Source organism: Marinobacter denitrificans, from assembly GCF_008795955.1.
Lineage (GTDB): Bacteria > Pseudomonadota > Gammaproteobacteria > Pseudomonadales > Oleiphilaceae > Marinobacter > Marinobacter denitrificans.
This window is the reverse complement of the sequence record NZ_VMHN01000002.1, coordinates 226162-242715: the sequence shown is the minus strand read 5'-3', so window position 1 is coordinate 242715 and position 16554 is coordinate 226162. Positions and strand designations below refer to the sequence as shown.

General features: G+C 56.2%; 13 protein-coding genes. 3 read left to right on the top strand and 10 right to left on the bottom strand.

The window, feature by feature from the left end; translation table 11 throughout:
* Window positions 1-108 precede the first annotated feature (108 nt).
* Window positions 109-1308 (bottom strand): maltose/maltodextrin ABC transporter substrate-binding protein MalE, encoded by a 1200-nt coding sequence (gene malE / locus FO268_RS09070; RefSeq protein ID WP_150992162.1) that lies wholly within the window; start codon window positions 1306-1308, stop codon window positions 109-111.
* Window positions 1309-1570: 262 nt separating this feature from the next.
* Here malE and FO268_RS09065 point away from each other — a divergent pair, with 262 nt between their 5' ends.
* The 3 genes from FO268_RS09065 (at window position 1571) to FO268_RS09055 (ending at window position 5707) form a co-directional block, all read left to right on the top strand.
* Window positions 1571-3397, top strand: a complete 1827-nt coding sequence (locus tag FO268_RS09065; RefSeq protein ID WP_150992160.1) for an alpha-amylase — start codon at window positions 1571-1573, stop codon at window positions 3395-3397.
* Between the two features lie 2 nt (window positions 3398-3399).
* On the top strand, window positions 3400-4287 hold the full coding sequence (locus FO268_RS09060; protein ID WP_225316561.1) for an aldo/keto reductase: 888 nt from the start codon (window positions 3400-3402) through the stop codon (window positions 4285-4287).
* A gap of 169 nt (window positions 4288-4456) precedes the next feature.
* On the top strand, window positions 4457-5707 hold the full coding sequence (locus FO268_RS09055; RefSeq protein WP_150992158.1) for a substrate-binding protein: 1251 nt from the start codon (window positions 4457-4459) through the stop codon (window positions 5705-5707).
* Between the two features lie 103 nt (window positions 5708-5810).
* Here the strand turns inward: FO268_RS09055 and tpiA are convergent, their stop codons facing one another.
* The 9 genes from tpiA to FO268_RS09010 all read right to left on the bottom strand — a co-directional run bounded on the left by tpiA (window position 5811) and on the right by FO268_RS09010 (window position 16501).
* The gene (gene tpiA, locus FO268_RS09050; RefSeq protein WP_150992155.1) at window positions 5811-6608 is read right to left on the bottom strand and encodes a triose-phosphate isomerase; all 798 of its coding nucleotides are present in this window, start codon (window positions 6606-6608) and stop codon (window positions 5811-5813) included.
* Window positions 6609-6641: 33 nt separating this feature from the next.
* Window positions 6642-7943: a phosphopyruvate hydratase gene (eno, locus tag FO268_RS09045; protein WP_150992153.1), complete on the bottom strand. Its 1302-nt coding sequence runs from the start codon at window positions 7941-7943 to the stop codon at window positions 6642-6644.
* Window positions 7944-8115: 172 nt separating this feature from the next.
* Complete coding sequence (locus FO268_RS09040) at window positions 8116-10122, bottom strand: methyl-accepting chemotaxis protein (RefSeq protein WP_150992151.1); 2007 nt, start codon at window positions 10120-10122, stop codon at window positions 8116-8118.
* Window positions 10123-10357: 235 nt separating this feature from the next.
* A complete protein-coding gene (locus FO268_RS09035; RefSeq protein WP_150992149.1) occupies window positions 10358-12106 on the bottom strand; it encodes an ABC transporter substrate-binding protein in 1749 nt (582 codons plus the stop codon).
* Between the two features lie 230 nt (window positions 12107-12336).
* On the bottom strand, window positions 12337-12612 hold the full coding sequence (locus FO268_RS09030; protein ID WP_150992147.1) for a DUF2160 domain-containing protein: 276 nt from the start codon (window positions 12610-12612) through the stop codon (window positions 12337-12339).
* 11 nt (window positions 12613-12623) lie between these two features.
* On the bottom strand, window positions 12624-13430 hold the full coding sequence (locus tag FO268_RS09025) for a carbohydrate ABC transporter permease (protein ID WP_150992145.1): 807 nt from the start codon (window positions 13428-13430) through the stop codon (window positions 12624-12626).
* Between the two features lie 10 nt (window positions 13431-13440).
* Entirely contained in the window at window positions 13441-14307 is an 867-nt protein-coding gene (locus FO268_RS09020) for a carbohydrate ABC transporter permease (protein WP_150992143.1), read from the bottom strand.
* Window positions 14304-15407, bottom strand: coding sequence for an ABC transporter ATP-binding protein (locus tag FO268_RS09015; RefSeq protein ID WP_150992141.1), 1104 nt, complete (start codon window positions 15405-15407; stop codon window positions 14304-14306). Before FO268_RS09015 ends, FO268_RS09020 begins: the two co-directional genes overlap by 4 nt.
* Window positions 15407-16501 carry an ABC transporter ATP-binding protein gene (locus FO268_RS09010; RefSeq protein ID WP_150992137.1) on the bottom strand — a complete coding sequence of 365 codons (1095 nt, stop codon included), beginning with the start codon at window positions 16499-16501 and terminating at the stop codon, window positions 15407-15409. Before FO268_RS09010 ends, FO268_RS09015 begins: the two co-directional genes overlap by 1 nt.
* Window positions 16502-16554: the final 53 nt, after the last annotated feature.

Sequence of the window (16554 nt, the reverse complement as noted above, 5' to 3'; positions counted from 1 at the left end):
CCCGCTTAAAGCCGTCGCCAGGCAATACGACGGCAGGTTTGCATCAACAGTTCAGCCACACTGAGAAAGCCGCAGGCAGAATCGCCCGCGGCCTTCCCGTTTCCGGTATTACCTGGTAATGCGCTTGGCTGCGGAGTTCAGGGCATCCTCTACGGATTGTCTTCCGGAAGTGATGTTCTGCAGCGCCGGCCCCATGGATGACCAGAACGCCCCCATGGCAGGCACACTCGGCATGGGCTCACCCAGCTCGGCGTTTTCGAACGTTGCAGCAATGTTCGGGTCAGACGACAGCTCGTCCATGAATTCCTTGTTGGCGACAGCGCCCAGGGGAACGTCGTCGTTCACCATTTTCAGGCCCTTGACGGACAGCGCGTAGTTTTCGAGGAATTCCACTGCCAGATCCTTATTGGGGCTGGCCGTGTTAAGAGTTGCCGCCATCACACCCACCATTGGCTTACTGGGTTCGCCGTCTACCGTCGGCAGTGTGGCCACCCCGAATTCAATACCGCTTTTCTCAAGGTTGCCCCAGGCCCATGGGCCGTTGATCATCATGGCGACTTCGCCCTTGTTAAAGCCGGATTCCATGGCGCTGTAGTCCGCGCCGCGGGGCATGACACCTTCGTCAATCAGGGTGGCCAGCATGTTGGCGCCTTTCATGGCGCCCTCGTTATTAACGCCGGTGTCCTTGACGTCATAGGTGCCATCTTCATTCTGGGCAAAAATATAACCACCGGCTGCGGCAATCATCGGCCAGGTGAAATAGGTGTTGTTGTAGTCCCACAGAATGGCGCGTTTTCCATCTTCCACCAGTTTTTCGTGGATGGCAGGAATGTCCTCAAACGCTGCTGGCGGCTCGGATACCAGGTCCTTGTTGTAGATGAGTCCGATGGACTCGACGGCCATGGGGTAGCCGTACATCTTGCCGTCGACCGTCACGGCATCCCAGGTGAAATCAAAATTGGCATCAACCACGTTTTGTGATGGCTTGATCTCGGAAATGATGCCGCTCTGTGCCCATTCGCCGAAACGGTCGTGTGCCCAGATAAAAATGTCCGGGCCGTTTCCCGTGGCGGCGGATTGCTGGAACTTGTCAGTGGCACTGTCCGGGTGGGCTACTTCAACGGGAATACCGGTTTCCTCGGTAAACCAGTCGCCCACTTCCTGCAGGCCGTCATAACCCTTGTCACCGTTGATCCAGACCAGGAGTTTGCCTTCCTCAATCTCGGCATGGGCAGGTGCAGACATCCCGAAAGTTGCTGCAACAATGGACGCTGCGAGTGTGCTGCGAATAAAAGTTCGACGATTCATCAGGTGATTCCTCTGCTTGTTCTTGCCTTATTCTTGTTGTCCGCCCTGGCACGAGGTTGGCCGGGCGGGCTGAACGCAAATCTTTCTATTGCGAGTAACCGAACTGTGTTGCAATTTGCCGTTGCTGGCATCAGCCCTGATTTCATTCCCTGAGGCGTAGAACGGGGGAGTAGTGAGGCGTAGCAAATTCCGTCTACCACCCTCCCCCCAGGTCTGGTTTGATTAGGCTACGACAACAATAAATGGAACCGGAGCCCATTGCATGAACCCATCCGCGAAAAATTTCAGGTTAACCGCCAGCCTTGTGACGTGCCTCTCCCTTGCCGGCTGCGCCAATAGCCAGTTCGAGACCGCCGCTCCGCCCTCAGACAATACAGCCGCTTCCCCCAGTGGCGGCCTTTGTGTGGCCACCGATGCCGAAATGACGGTTTCCGTGGGCAACACATTCGCTGAGGGTGAATGGCTGCGGGATTTCTATAGCGGCGAAAAGGCCCGGGTTGAAAACGGCGAGGTCACCATGACTCCCGCCCCGGAGGCGGAAGGTCTCTTACTGCTTGAGGCCGCAGGTGCTCCGCAGCAAAGCTTCAACTGGGCCGGCGCCACGGTTTATTTTACCGTGACTGACCGTTTCGCCAACGGCCGCACCGATAACGACCGGAACTACGGCCGTCAGCCCGACGGCAAGGACGAAATCGGTACCTTCCATGGCGGGGACTTTGCGGGACTGACGGATAAGCTTGATTACCTTAAGGAGCTTGGCGTCAACGCAGTCTGGATGACCCCACCCTTTGAGCAGATTCATGGCTGGGTTGGCGGTGGAGACCGTGGTGATTTTCGGCACTATGGATACCACGGCTATTACGCCCTGGACTTTACCCGGCCCGACGCCAACTTCGGTACCCGCGAGGAGTTCCGCACCCTGGTGGAAGAGGCCCACGCCCGCGGCATTCGCGTAGTAATGGACGTGGTCATGAATCATCCTGGCTACGCCACGCTCCAGGATATGCAGACCTTTGATTTCGGCGGCCTCCATGACGGTTTCGAAAAACATCTCCCGGGGCAGTGGGGCGAGTGGCAGCCTGAGTCCTGGGAAGACCTCCACGCCTACCATGCCCTGATTGACTACGATCACCCGGACTGGACCAATTGGTGGGGCAAGGACTGGGTTCGCGCTGGCATCGGCGACTACGATTCCGCCCCACAAGCGTCGATTGACCCGGCAAGGGGCTCGCTGGCCTTCCTGCCGGACTTCAAGACCGAATCCGACAAAGCGGTCGACCTCCCGGTGTTCCTCAGAAACAAGGAAAATACCCGGGCGGAGCAGCTTGATGATGCAACTGTGCGGGAGTACCTGATCACCTGGCTGACAGACTGGGTGCGTGAGTTTGGCGTGGATGGTTTCCGGGTCGATACCGCCAAACACGTGGAGCCGGAAGCCTGGCAGGAACTCAAGGCGCAAGCCCAGAAGGCACTGGAAACCTACCGTAGCAACAATCCTAGGCAACCGCTGCCGGCGGAAGATTTCTGGATGGTGGCGGAGGTTTTCCCCCACACCGTCACCCGCAGCCGCTACTTTGATGCCGGCTTCGATGCAGTGATCAACTTTGACCTGCAGGAAGAAGCCCGGGCCGGTGCCGCCTGCCTGTCGGAAATGGAGCCCATCTACAGCGACTACGCAGAGAAGATGAACGGGGACATACCCTTCAACGTCATGAGCTACATTTCATCTCACGACACCCAGCTGTTCAGCCGCATCGCAGACAATGACCCCGCAATGCAGAAGCGCGCAGCCAGTGCCTTGCTGTTTACACCGGGCACCAGCCAGATATTCTATGGGGATGAATCCGGGCGGCAGTTCGGCCCCACCGGTTCCGACGGCCACCAGGGCACCCGTTCCGATATGAACTGGGCAGACATTGAAAGCGGCACGGCGGCGCCGGTACTGGCCCACTGGCAAAAGCTCGGTCAGTTCCGTGAGCGCCACCCGGCCATCGGCGCTGGTGAACACCAACGTATCAGCATCGAGCCCTATGTTTTTTCACGAACCCACGGCGACGACCGCGTGATCATCGCCTTCGGAAAGGAGTAACCGTGCAAACTACCCACACCCCCGGATTCACACCGGATACACCCCTGATCCTGGGGATGATGCGGCTCCATGACCACCCTGTCCTCACCAGTCCGGCCAGGCTGGCCGACTGGATTGCCGCACGGCTGGAGGAAGGCCTGAACGTGTTCGATCACGCCGACATCTATGGCGGGGGTGAGTGTGAACGGCTGTTCGGCGATACGTTGCGGGCCCAGCCCCTGCTTGCCAGAGCGGTGCGGATAATCACCAAGGCCGGCATTGTACCGGCAAGCATGGACCGCTCACCGTGGCAGGTGAAGCACTACCAGGCCGAAGCCGGTTACCTGAAAAACGCCATTGACCGTGCCCTTACCTCGCTGGCGATGGAGCAGATTGATACCTTCCTGATCCACCGCCCAGATCCGCTGATGCAGGTGGAAGAGGTTGCCCGGGCGCTGGAAAACGCAGTGGCAGCGGGTAAGGTACGCCAGATAGGCGTCTCCAATTTCCTCCCGGAACAGTGGCGATGGCTGGCCGCCAACACCGAACTACCACTAGCCTGTAATCAGAGCCAGTTCTCCCTTGCACATACGGATCCGTTATTCGACGGCACGCTGGAGGCTCACCTGGCTGATGGTCTGCGCTGGCTGGCGTGGTCTCCGCTTGGCGGCGGGAAGCTGGCCGACCGGATTCCCGCTGATATTCTCGATCGCGCACGGGAGGAAACCGGCCTGGATGAGACCGGCCTGGCGATTGCCTGGCTGCGTCAGATTCCGGGAACGCCGGTGCCGGTTCTGGGTTCCATGAATCCTGACAGGATCCGCTCAGCGCTTCAGGGCACCCAGACCGTCCTGCCACGCCCGATCTGGTATCGGCTGCTGGAATCTGTGCGCAACACCGCTGTTGCCTGACAAGCGGAAGTTTCGTGACTGCCATCAAAACCTGACAAATCGTTACACAATTTCCACTTTAGTATCATTGTTGCTTCACCAGAGTCCCGCGACACTGCTCATGCTTTATAAAAACAATATTCAGGTGCCAGTGTTTAGCAGCACGGCGCGATCACGGAGACCTTCGTCGATGCTCTGCAAGAAGCTTTTTGTTTCTCTCTTACTCACCCTGCTTGTAACCACGACCGTAGCAGCGGAATCCCTTAAAATCGGGCTCAACTACCCCCAAACTGGACGATACAAGGATCAGGGCCTGCAACAACGCCTGGGGGCGTTCCTGGCCGTTGATGAAATCAACAAGGCCGGCGGAGTCATGGGGCGCGACCTGGAACTGGTGATACGAAACACCTCGGGCGAGCCGGACAAGGGTGCTAAAAACACCGCTGAACTGATCGACCGTGAAGGTGTACAGATGGTGTTCGGCGGGGTTTCCAGCGCCGTCGCCATATCCTCAGGCAGAGCTGCGAGAGACAGAGACCGGATCTACTTCGGCACCCTGACCTACTCCAACGCCACCACCGGCGCCGCCGGCCACCGCCACATGTTCCGCGAACCCTACAATGCCTGGATGACGGCCAAAGCACTGAGCAAATACCTCACTACCCAGCATTCCAACGACGAGTACTTCTACATCACCGCTGACTACACCTGGGGCTGGTCCGTGGAAGAGTCAGTCAGGAAGTTCACTGGCACCGATGACACTGGGGCGCATCAAGGCGTAAAAACACCCTTTCCACGGGCGCTGATCACAGACTTCCGCAAGGCTCTGGAGCAGGCTGAACAAAGCGATGCCAAGGTGCTGATGATGGTGCTGTTCGGCGACGACATGGTGCGTGCGCTGAACGTCGCCTATGAGATGGGCCTGACGAAGAAAATGCAGGTGGTGGTTCCCAACCTGACCCTCGGAATGGCTCGCCAGGTGGGACCGACCATCATGGAAGGGGTTGTCGGTGGCGCTCCCTGGGTCTGGAGTGTGCCGTATCAGTACGACTACCCAAGGGGCAAGGAGTTTGTGGAAGCCTTCTCCAGTCGCTACGAAATGCGTCCTTCCACTGCCGCGGCTTCTGCCTACAGCATTGTCTATCAGTACAAGGACGCTGTTGAGCGTGCCGGCACCACCGATACCAGCCAGGTCATCCGCGCACTGGAAGGTCACAGGTACACGTTTCTGAAAGACGAGCAGTACTGGCGGGAGTTTGACCACCAGAACGTACAGACCGTCTACGTGGTAAAGGTAAAGCCCCGCGACGAGATCATGGACGACGAGTATTCGAGCGACTATTTCGAGATCATCGATTCCATGCCGGGAGACGAAGCAGCACAGACCCGTGAGGAATGGGAAGCCCGCCGCAGAGAGGCAGGCCAGCCACTGACTCTCTGACCGGAGGAGTGTAGTCGGCGTTCAGGAAGCCTGAGTGCCGACTCTTTACAATATCGTTGATCATTCCCCGGTTACGCTCCGTCGCCTGAATGGCGGCGGGTTGTTAATCCAATACGTCGCACTCGCTATCAGATTCCGCGACGGTGTCTGCCAGTGCAGCCCCAATGTCAGAGAATTCCTCGGCCTGCAGGGAGGCTCCGCCTATCAGCCCACCGTCTACCTGTGGAGACTGAAACAGTTCTGCTGCATTGCCTGCCTTGACACTTCCCCCATAAACAATTCGAGTGGTTTCTCCCAGACCTGCCTGATGGTTTTCCAGGAACTGACGGATGGCTCGGTGGGTGTCTGACACCTGTTCCGGAGTCGCTGTCCTGCCGGTACCAATGGCCCAGACCGGCTCGTAGGCAAGAATACTGCCACCAAGGCCTGCCACTCCGTTATGGTCGATAACCGCCTGCAACTGGCTCTCGATCGCCACCATTGCCATCCCCTGCTCCCGCTCTTCAAGGGTCTCACCGATACAAAGAACCGGGCTCATGCCGGCGGCGCGCACCTGGCGGAAACGCGCAGCTACATTGCCGTTAGACTCGTGATACAGCGACCGGCGCTCCGAATGGCCGACAAGCACATACCGGCAGCCCATTTCCTTGAGCATGGTTGCGCTCACCTCACCCGTGTGGGCCCCCGAAGGTTCAGAGCTGGCATTCTGGGCGCCGAGAGAAATTCCGGTATATCCAAGCAGATCCCGAACCTGGAAGAGGTAAGGGAATGGCGGACAGATGGCCATATCAATGGCTTTCCGCAAAGGCCTGAATCTTGCGAGCATACGCACCAGCAGTGCCTGGTTGGCGTGCAGGCTGCCGTTCATTTTCCAGTTTGCAATCAGAATGGGTTTTCTCATGGTCTGCCTCCTGTCGTTCCGTTCATTGCCGCTTCAGGTATCCAGGGCACAGCGAATCGCCCCCACTCCCGGGTAGAACGCCCGGGCCCCCAGATCCTGCTCAATGCGCATCAAGCGGTTGTATTTGGCAACGCGATCTGAGCGACAGAGAGAACCGGTCTTTATCTGGCCGGCCCTGGTGGCCACTGCCAGGTCGGCAATAAAGGTGTCTTCAGTTTCGCCACTGCGATGGGAAATCACTGCGGTGTACCCTGCGTCCTGGGTCATGCCAATGGCGTCGAACGTTTCAGAGAGGGTGCCGATCTGGTTGAGCTTGATGAGCACGGAATTGCCGACCTCCTGCCGAATGCCCTCGGAAATAAGACCAGTGTTGGTGACAAACAGATCGTCACCCACCAGTTGAACCCGGTCACCAAGCTTCTTGGTCAGTAACTTCCAGCCGGCCCAGTCGTTTTCGTCCATGCCGTCTTCAATAGAGGCAATGGGATACTGCATGGCCAGCGATAACAGATAGTCAGAGAATCCGGCGGAGTCGTAGCTTTCACCCGTGCCGGCCAACTGATAGCGGCCATCCCGGTAAAACTCGGAGGCTGCGCAATCCAGTGCCAGCACGATGTCAGTGCCGGGGCGATAACCTGCTTTGACCACGGCCTCCAGAATAAGATCAAGGGCCTCTTCACTGGAACGCAGATCGGGCGCGAAACCACCCTCGTCACCAATGGCTGTGGACAGTCCATTTTTCTTCAGCAGTGATTTCAGTGCGTGGAAGATCTCTACTCCCATGCGGAGCGCTTCACTGTAGCTCGGCGCCCCCACCGGCTGGATCATGAACTCCTGCAGATCCACATTGTTGTCTGCGTGGGCACCACCGTTAATGATGTTCATCATGGGCACTGGCAGCACGCACGGGCCGGAGCAGCCATAGAGTTCTGCCAGATAGCGGTAGAGAGGCTGCTGCCGGTAATTTGCAGCTGCATTTGCAAGTGCCAGAGAAACCGCGAGGATACCGTTGGCGCCAAATCCGGCCTTGTTCTCGGTCCCGTCCAGATGACACATCAGCCGATCAATCACGACCTGATCAAACACTACCCTGCCTTCCAGGGCGGGGGCGATATACCGGTTCACCGATTCAACCGCCCCCAGAACACCCTTGCCAATGTATCTGTCGGGGTCACCATCCCGTTTCTCCAGAGCCTCGCTGGAGCCGGTGGATGCCCCGGATGGGGAGCGGCCTTGTCCAACCACGCCGTTTCCCAATGTGACATCCACCTCCACTGTGGGAAAACCCCGGGAATCCAGGATTTCCCGGCCGAACACTGATTGAATATGCTCCATACTGATAAACCCGCCTGATCTGTTGTTTTTGTTAATGCACCGCATTCGCGCACTATCGAACAGTAATGGTGATTGTAATATTCGTTTACGAACATTAACAAGCGAAAAAGAACAAAGTTTCAATATGATTTTGTTATATCGAAAACCCGGAATCGTTACCTGGCGCGGAAGCCTAAACCCGAAAGCGTCCAATCAGCGCTTCAATGTCGGACATAGACGCCTTGAGCTGGTCGCTGGTGGCCACCAGTTGCTCAATCTGCGCCAGGTTCTCTGACGAAGACCCGCTGATCTCAGTCACGTTATGTGAGACCGAACGGCTCACGTCCTCCTGCTCATCCATACCAGTACGGACATGTTCCGCACTATTGCGAATCTGATCCACCGCCTCGCGAATGGTTTCAACTCCTCGTGAAGCGTCGGTTATCAGTTTCTTTACCGACTCCAGACGATGGAAACTGTCTTCCATGGAAGCCACTGCCGCCCCCGCATCACCCTGAAGACGGGTTACAAGCTCACGGATGGTTTCGGTACTAGTGGTGGTTTTCTGGGCAAGCTGCCGCACCTCATCCGCGACCACCGCAAAACCACGGCCGAATTCACCGGCCCGCGCTGACTCAATGGCGGCATTAAGTGCCAGCAGATTGGTCTGGTTTGCAATCTCATCAATAGATTGGGTAATCCGCCCGATATCGTGGGAGGCACTTTCCAGCTTCCTGAGTTTCCCGGAGGTCTGCTGGACCTGTTGCTCCAGCTCGTCCACGCATGCCATGTTGGAGCGTGCCGTAGCCTGGCTGGCGTCAACATGGCGGTTTACCGATTCCACCAGCTGGTGGGTATCACGAACCGAGTCGGCCACTTGATGACAGGAGGCCTCCATCTCGTTCATTGCTGTGGCGATGGAATCCAGTTCGTCCGCCTGGCCGCGAATGCGTTGGCTCAGCTCATGGGAAAAGTCTGCGTTTGACGCTGCCACGCCAGTGATTTCTCCCCCGGCTTTCTGAAGGCTGCCGAGGACCTCCCGCATGGCAGCAGCCAGCTGATTGGCCGAATCCCTGAGCTCTACAAATTCTCCTTTGGCCGCGAACGTCAATTCACGACTGTAATCGCCGGAAGCCATCGCAGAAAGATGACTCACCGTGGACCTCAGGGGCACACTGATCATCCGCCCGAGCCATATCGAGATCACAACGGCAATGAACAGAATCAGCGGTACCAGGTAGTAGACCAGTTGCTCGGAAAAACGTGCAGTGGCATCCAGGTTGTCGACTGCCTGAACCGCTGCCTGCCCTGCCGCCCCCACCATTTCATCAATGTGCCCATTGAGAACATCGAGTTCACGCTCGACGTCCGTTATCGTGGCGTTCACTTCAAGTACGTTGCGGCGGTAATCGTAGTACTGGCTGACAATACCGGTCTCGCTGTTTACGGACTCGAAAAAGGCCGCCGCTACCGGAGCAAGGTCCGCCAGCGAGGCTATTTCATCAATAATGGCTTCGATATCCTGCTCTACTGTCACGGTATTGAAGCGCAGGTTCTCGACGACTTCTTTCAGCCTGTCCGCATCCTCTGTGCTGACCAGTTGCATAATCAGTAGTTCGATATTCGAAAGATTGCTCATAACAGACATCAACAGGTCCTTCAAATAAATATCGGACCCGGCGGGTGCTGCCCCTTCACGCAGCAATAACTGCTTCATTTCCGAAGCTCTGGCCAGGAAGTCTGATAGGTCCCGGTTTACAGACGCCGACACCCTGATCACTTCGGCCTGATGCTGGTTGAGCCTTCCCGCCTGTTCCTGAAGGGCACCCAGCTCCTGCTGAAATTGTTGCGCAGGGTCATCAAAACCTTCCAGCAGCCTGATGTTGCCGGCCTCCGCAGATAGCGTGTCTACACGCTCTCGCAGCCCGGAGATCATGACAGTCAGCTTTCCATAGCGGGATTCCAGCTCTTCGTTATTCCGGACCCTTGCCAATGAAGTCACAGCAGTACCACTGATGCCTGTTGTCGCTTCCACAGACTGCACGGACCGCTGGAATGGGAATATTCTTTCCTTCACCTCCGATGTGCCATCGGAAATGGACATCATCATGCTTCCATTGAATAGCCCCCAGCCCGCAATCAGCACGCAGAGGAAGCCGAAACCCAGGTAAAGACGGTGGATCACTGAGATGTTTTTCATGCCCCATAAACTCCCTACAACGTACCCGGCAGGTTCCGGGCATTTAAAGGACAATACAGGTACCGAAAGGTGGAAAAAGGGCCGGCAGGGTTAACCCGCAAAGTGCGGGGACACCTGAAATGCTAGTAAGGGGGGTATGAAAGCAACCGGCCAAGACCCACCGACCTGACGGTGTTAGGTCTGCCGCTACCCGGGAGACGGTGGGCAGCGGCAGGGCACTACAGGTAAGTGTTGATCAACTCTCGCGAGCTTCTTCCCAGGTCTTGAGCAGCTCGTCGTAGCGGACGGTCTTGCCTTGCGGCTTTTCGTTGTCCAGCTTCGGCTTCGGCGCTCCTGGCTGGTCCAGCCAGTACTGCGGATCACGCGGCTCGTTCAGCTTGGGGCCGCAGTTGGGCATGACATTGGCACGCTCCAGACGCTCCATCACGCGGTCCTGCGCTTCGGCCAGGCCGTCCAGTGCTTTCTGGGGAGTTGCCTCGCCACTTGCAGCCTGGGCAATGTACTGCCACCAGAGCTGAGCCAGCTTTGGATAATCAGGTACGTTGGTACCGGTAGGTGACCACTGCACACGGGCCGGACTGCGATAAAACTCAACCAGGCCACCAAGCTTCGGCGCCATCTCGGTCATCACGTCAGAGTTGATGTCGGACTCGCGGATAGGAGTAAGACCAGCAATGGTTTTCTCCAACGACACAGTCTTGGAAACCGTAAACTGGGCATACAGCCAGGCCGCAAGGCGACGCTCTTTGGGAGTGGACTTCATGAAAGTCCAGGATCCGACGTCCTGATACCCCAGCTTCATGCCCTCTTCCCAGTAGGGACCACGTGGGGAAGGTGCCATGCGCCACTTCGGTGTGCCATCTTCGTTAACCACTGGCAGGCCGTCTTCGATCATGCTGGCGGTGAACGCGGTGTACCAGAAGATCTGCTGAGCCACATTGCCCTGGGCAGGTACCGGCCCGGCTTCCGAGAAGGTCATGCCCTGTGCTTCAGGTGGAGCATACTTGTCCAGCCAGTCGACATACTTTGTTGTCGCGTACACGGCAGCAGGCCCGTTAGTGGCACCCCCGCGACTGACGCTTGCACCCACGGGGTGACACTCGTTAACCCGAATACCCCACTCGTCCACGGGCAGACCATTCGGCAGGCCCTTATCACCGGCACCGGCCATGGAGAACCAGGCGTCCGTGAAACGCCAGCCCAGTGAGGGGTCTTTCTTGCCGTAGTCCATGTGGCCATAGACACGCTTGCCGTCAATTTCCTTCACATGTACCGAGAAGAATTCGGCGATGTCTTCGTAAGCAGACCAGTTGACCGGCACACCCAGCTCATAGCCGTAGATATCCTGGAACTGCTTTTTAAGGTCTTCACGCTCGAACCAGTCGGCACGGAACCAGTACAGATTGGCAAACTGCTGATCCGGCAGCTGATAGAGCTTGCCATCGGGACCCGTGGTGAAATCCAGGCCAATGAAATCCTCAAGGTCAAGGGTCGGCAGGGTCAGATCCTTGCCTTCACCGTTCATGATGTCCTCAACCGGCATGACCTTACCGTAGCGGAAGTGGGTACCAATCAGGTCTGAGTCATTCACCCAGCCGTCATAAATGTTGCGGCCGGACTGCATCTGGGTCTGCAGCTTCTCGATGACATCCCCTTCCTGAATCAGGGTATGGGTAAGCTCGATACCCGTGATTTCAGTGAAAGCTTCTGCCAGAACCTTGGATTCATATTCGTGGGTAGCGATGGTTTCGGAGACGACATTGATCTCCATACCACGGAAAGGCTCAGCAGCTTTGATAAACCACTCCAGCTCTTTCATCTGTTCTTCTTTGCTCAGGGTCGAATTCTTGAAGGCTTCGTCAATCCACTTCTTGGCGGCATCCGAATACTGATCGGCACTGACCTGAAAGCTGATCCCCATACTTGCGGCGCCGATGGCGGCACTCAAGAGCAGGGTTTTCGGATATTTATTGTTGTTGAACATATCCAACCTCGTTCGTCTTGTTTTGGTTTGTGCGAAACGCGACTGCTGACTGCGTTCCGGTTTTCCCTGTATAGCGTTTTCGTCGCTATTCCTGAATGGGAACCGAACCGGCATGTTCGATTCCGATCATAAAACAAAAAATAGTTCGTTATAGAAACTTTTACAACTGTTTTTTGGCCAAATTCTGAAAGTTTTTTGCCGCCATCCCTGGCAAACGAAAATCCAGATCCTTACCCCCACCGCAATAACACAGCAAGCCAGGCTACTGAAACTGCCAGGGCCACCCAGAGCGTGATATCCGACACTGCGAGAAACGCCAGGTGAATGTACGCTGCCGACAACAGACCGATGAACAGCCTGTCCCCACGGGTGGTCGCGATCGGCAGGAAACCCTTTCGTTCGGTGCAGGGTGAAACAATTTCGTAAACGGTCATTACCATCAGTATTCCAGCAATTACCGCGAAGAAAATGGCAACGGTTGGTGTCCAGTTCATCCACGCAATCATGTTAATTCTCCTTATACCCGACCCAGTGCAAAGCCTTTGGCAATGTGGTTACGAACAAACCAGACCACCAGCACGCCAGGAATAATGGTCAGCACACCGGCTGCAGCCAGAACGCCCCAGTCGATACCACTGGCCCCGATCGTTCGCGTCATGATCGCGCCTATAGGTTGCGCGTCCACGGATGTCAGCGTTCTTGCCAACAGCAGCTCCACCCACGAGAACATGAAGGCGAAGAAGGCGGCCACACCAATCCCGGACCGGATCATCGGAAGAAAAATTTTCACGAAGAATTTCGGAAAGCTATAGCCATCAATATAGGCCATTTCATCGTACTCGCGCGGTACACCGGACATGAAACCTTCCAGTATCCACACCGCCAGCGGCACGTTGAACAGGCAGTGCGCAAGCGCCACGGCAATGTGCGTATCAAACAGCCCGATGGATGAATAGAGCTGGAAGAACGGCAGCAGGAATACTGCAGGCGGCGCCATACGGTTACTGAGCAACCAGAAGAACAGATGCTTGTCACCTACGAACTTGTAGCGGCTGAACGCATAAGCTGCGGGCAGCGCAACCAGCAACGTGATGGTCATGTTCATGGATACATAGATCATCGAGTTGATGTAACCCGAATACCAGCTGGAGTCCGTGAAGATCACCGCGTAGTTCTGCAACGTAAAGTCCTGGGGCCAGAAGGTAAGCCCCCCGAGAATTTCACGGTTGGTCTTGAACGACATGTTCAAAAGCCAGTAGATAGGGGTCAACAGGAGGATGATAAACAGTGTCATCCCGATGCCCTTGGAACGTGAATAGTTCATCACTCTCTCCTTATTTTTCTTTGTCGAGGTGAGTTATGGCGGTAAAGAACAGCCAGGACACCAGCAGCACGACCAGGAAGTAGATCAGCGAGAATGCAGCTGCACGGCCGATATCGAATTGGCCAATCGCCATGGTGGTCAGAGTCTGACTCAGGAAGGTGGTAGAACTGCCTGGCCCACCGCCGGTCAGCACGAAGGGCTCGGTGTAGATCATAAAGCTGTCCATGAACCGCAACAGGACGGCAATTACCAGGACACTCTTCAGACGCGGCAGTTGGATGTAGCGGAAAACCGCCCACCTGGATGCCCGGTCAATTTCCGCGGCCTGGTAGAAGGCCTCAGGAATTGCACGAAGGCCGGAATAGCACAGCAGCGCCACCAGTGGTGTCCAGTGCCATACGTCCATCAACAGCACTGTCAACCAGGCATCCACCGTGTCGCCGGTATAGTTGTAGTCAACACCCAGGCTGTTCAGTCCCCAGCCAAACAGTCCGATGTCACCCCGACCAAAGATCTGCCAGATAGTGCCCACGACGTTCCAGGGAATCAGAAGCGGGATGGCAAGCAGGATCAGGCACAGGGAGGCCTTGATACCGGACTTGGGCATCATCAGGGCAACGCTTATGCCCAGGGGTATCTGGATCGCAAGAACAGCTCCGGAAAACGCAAACTGTCTCAAAAGCGAGTCCTGCAAACGCTCATTACCAAGGATCTCTTTGAACCATTCAGTACCGACCCAGTAGCCCTGGCCGGGGCCAAAAATATCCTGGACGGAATAATTCACTACCGTCATCAGCGGTATGAGCGCGGAAAACGCCACCAGGATGAAGACTGGCAGTACGAGCCACCAGGCACGATTATTGGGAACCTTGTTCATTGGTCCTTCTCCTCTACCAGGAACTCGTCGACATAAAGCTTCAGCCATTTCTCGGGGAAACTGAGCTGGACATGGTTGCCAATTTCGAAATGCTGGTCCTCTGTCAGGCGAACTTTCAGGGTCTCGAAATCAAGCTTTATCGTCATGATCTTGTAGGTACCCAGATCTTCGACGTCCCTGACCTCGGCTTCAAAAGTGTCATCTGCGGAAACATCCGACGCCTGGATAAACTCCGGCCGGATACCAATCTTGATGTTGTTGGAGTGGACCCGTTGCAGCACCTCAACCTGTTGGGCGCTCAATGGTATAACCGTGCTGCCAAAACACACCCCACGGGGGCAGCGCTGCACCTCAATCAGGTTCATGCCGGGGCTGCCAATGAAGTAGCCCACAAACGTATGGTTCGGTTGCTCGAAGAGTTCCGTTGGCGTCCCGAACTGCACAATCTGCCCGCCGTACATCACCGCTATCTTGTCTGCGAACGTTGAGGCTTCCAGCTGATCGTGAGTGACATACACCATGGTGATGTCGAATTGCTCATGGATTTGCTTGAGCTTGCGCCGCAGCTTCCATTTGAGCTGGGGATCGATCACCGTCAACGGCTCGTCGAAGAGGATGGCGGAAACATCGCCACGTACCAGGCCACGCCCCATGGACACTTTCTGCTTCTGGTCGGCGGAAAGGTTCTTCGCCTTCTTATGCAGTTCACCTTCAATTTCCAGGATCTCGGCGATTTCGTGCACCTTGGCGTTGATCTGGGACGAAGGCACGCCGGTGTTCTTGAGGGGAAACGCGAGATTCTGGAACACCGTCATTGAGTCATAAATGACGGGAAACTGGAAAACCTGGGCAATGTTCCGGTCCCTGGGAGACAATTCATTGACCCGCTTGCCGTCGAACAGCACGTCGCCTTCAGAGGGTTGAAGCAGGCCCGATATGATATTCAGCATGGTGCTCTTGCCACAACCGGAAGGGCCCAGCAATGCATAGGCGCCGCCCTTTTCCCAGACATGGTCAAGGTGGCGAATGGCATAGTCATCGGGTCCGGAGGGGTTTTCACTGTAACTGTGAGCCAGGGACTTCAAATGAATTTCAGCCATCAGATCGACCCTCCTGTTAACTGCGACGGCGTGTGCACCAGGTTTTCGTCTTTGTCGAAGACAAACAGCTTGTCGATGGGCAGGTAGATCTTGATGGGGGCCTCAGTATGATACTGATGAACCCCCATCAACTGCATGACCATCTCGAAGTGCCGGTTACGAACGTGCATGAAGGTTTCGGAGCCGCTTATTTCACTCAGCTCCACTTCCATGGACATTTCCAGGTCGTCTTCACCGGTGGGGACCAGCCCAATGTGGCTGGGCCGTACACCAAACCAGTAATCACCCGGTTCAAGTCTTGCGAGTTCCTGGGTCAATGCATGATGTGAATACTCATCAAAGGTCACTTCCGTGTCGGTGACACGCCCCTTGATAAGATTCATGGGTGGCTCACTGAACAGTTGTGCTGCCAGGGTGTTCACCGGGTTGCGGTAAACCTCCATCACTGGCCCGGACTGGACAATCCGTCCTTCATTCAGCAGCGTTGTGACACCGCCAAGCGCCAACGCCTCGTTGGCTTCTGTGGTGGCATATACGGCGATGCACTGGCGCTCGCGGAACAGCTCCCGCAACTCTGCCCGCAGCTCTTCCCGCAACTTGTAGTCCAGGTTCACCAGGGGTTCGTCGAACAGAATGAGCGTGGCATCCTTTACCAAGGCGCGAGCCATCGCTGTCCGCTGCTGTTGACCGCCCGAGAGCTCCAGCGGATACCGTTTCAACAGCGGGTCGATCTGCAGCATGTTGGCAGTTTCCTTCACCCGCCGATCAATCTCGCTTTCCTTCATCTTGGCCAGACGCAGGGGCGAGGCGATATTTTCGTATACCGTCAGATTGGGATAATTGATGAACTGCTGATAGATCATCGAGACGTTGCGTTGCTGAACGCTCTGCCCGGTCACATCATTGCCGTTATAGATGAGACGCCCCTCGTCGGGCTTGTCGAGCCCGGCCATGATTCTCATAAGGGAAGTCTTCCCGGCAAGTGTGCGCCCGAGCAGGACGTTGAACGAACCAGCCTCAAACGTGATATTCGCGTCCCGGATGTAATCCACACCATCCACGACACGGGAGAGGTTCTCCAGTGTTAAGGACATAGGCCTTCCTTTGTTGTTGTTGTGGCAACATTACTCACCAATACCTCTGGGCA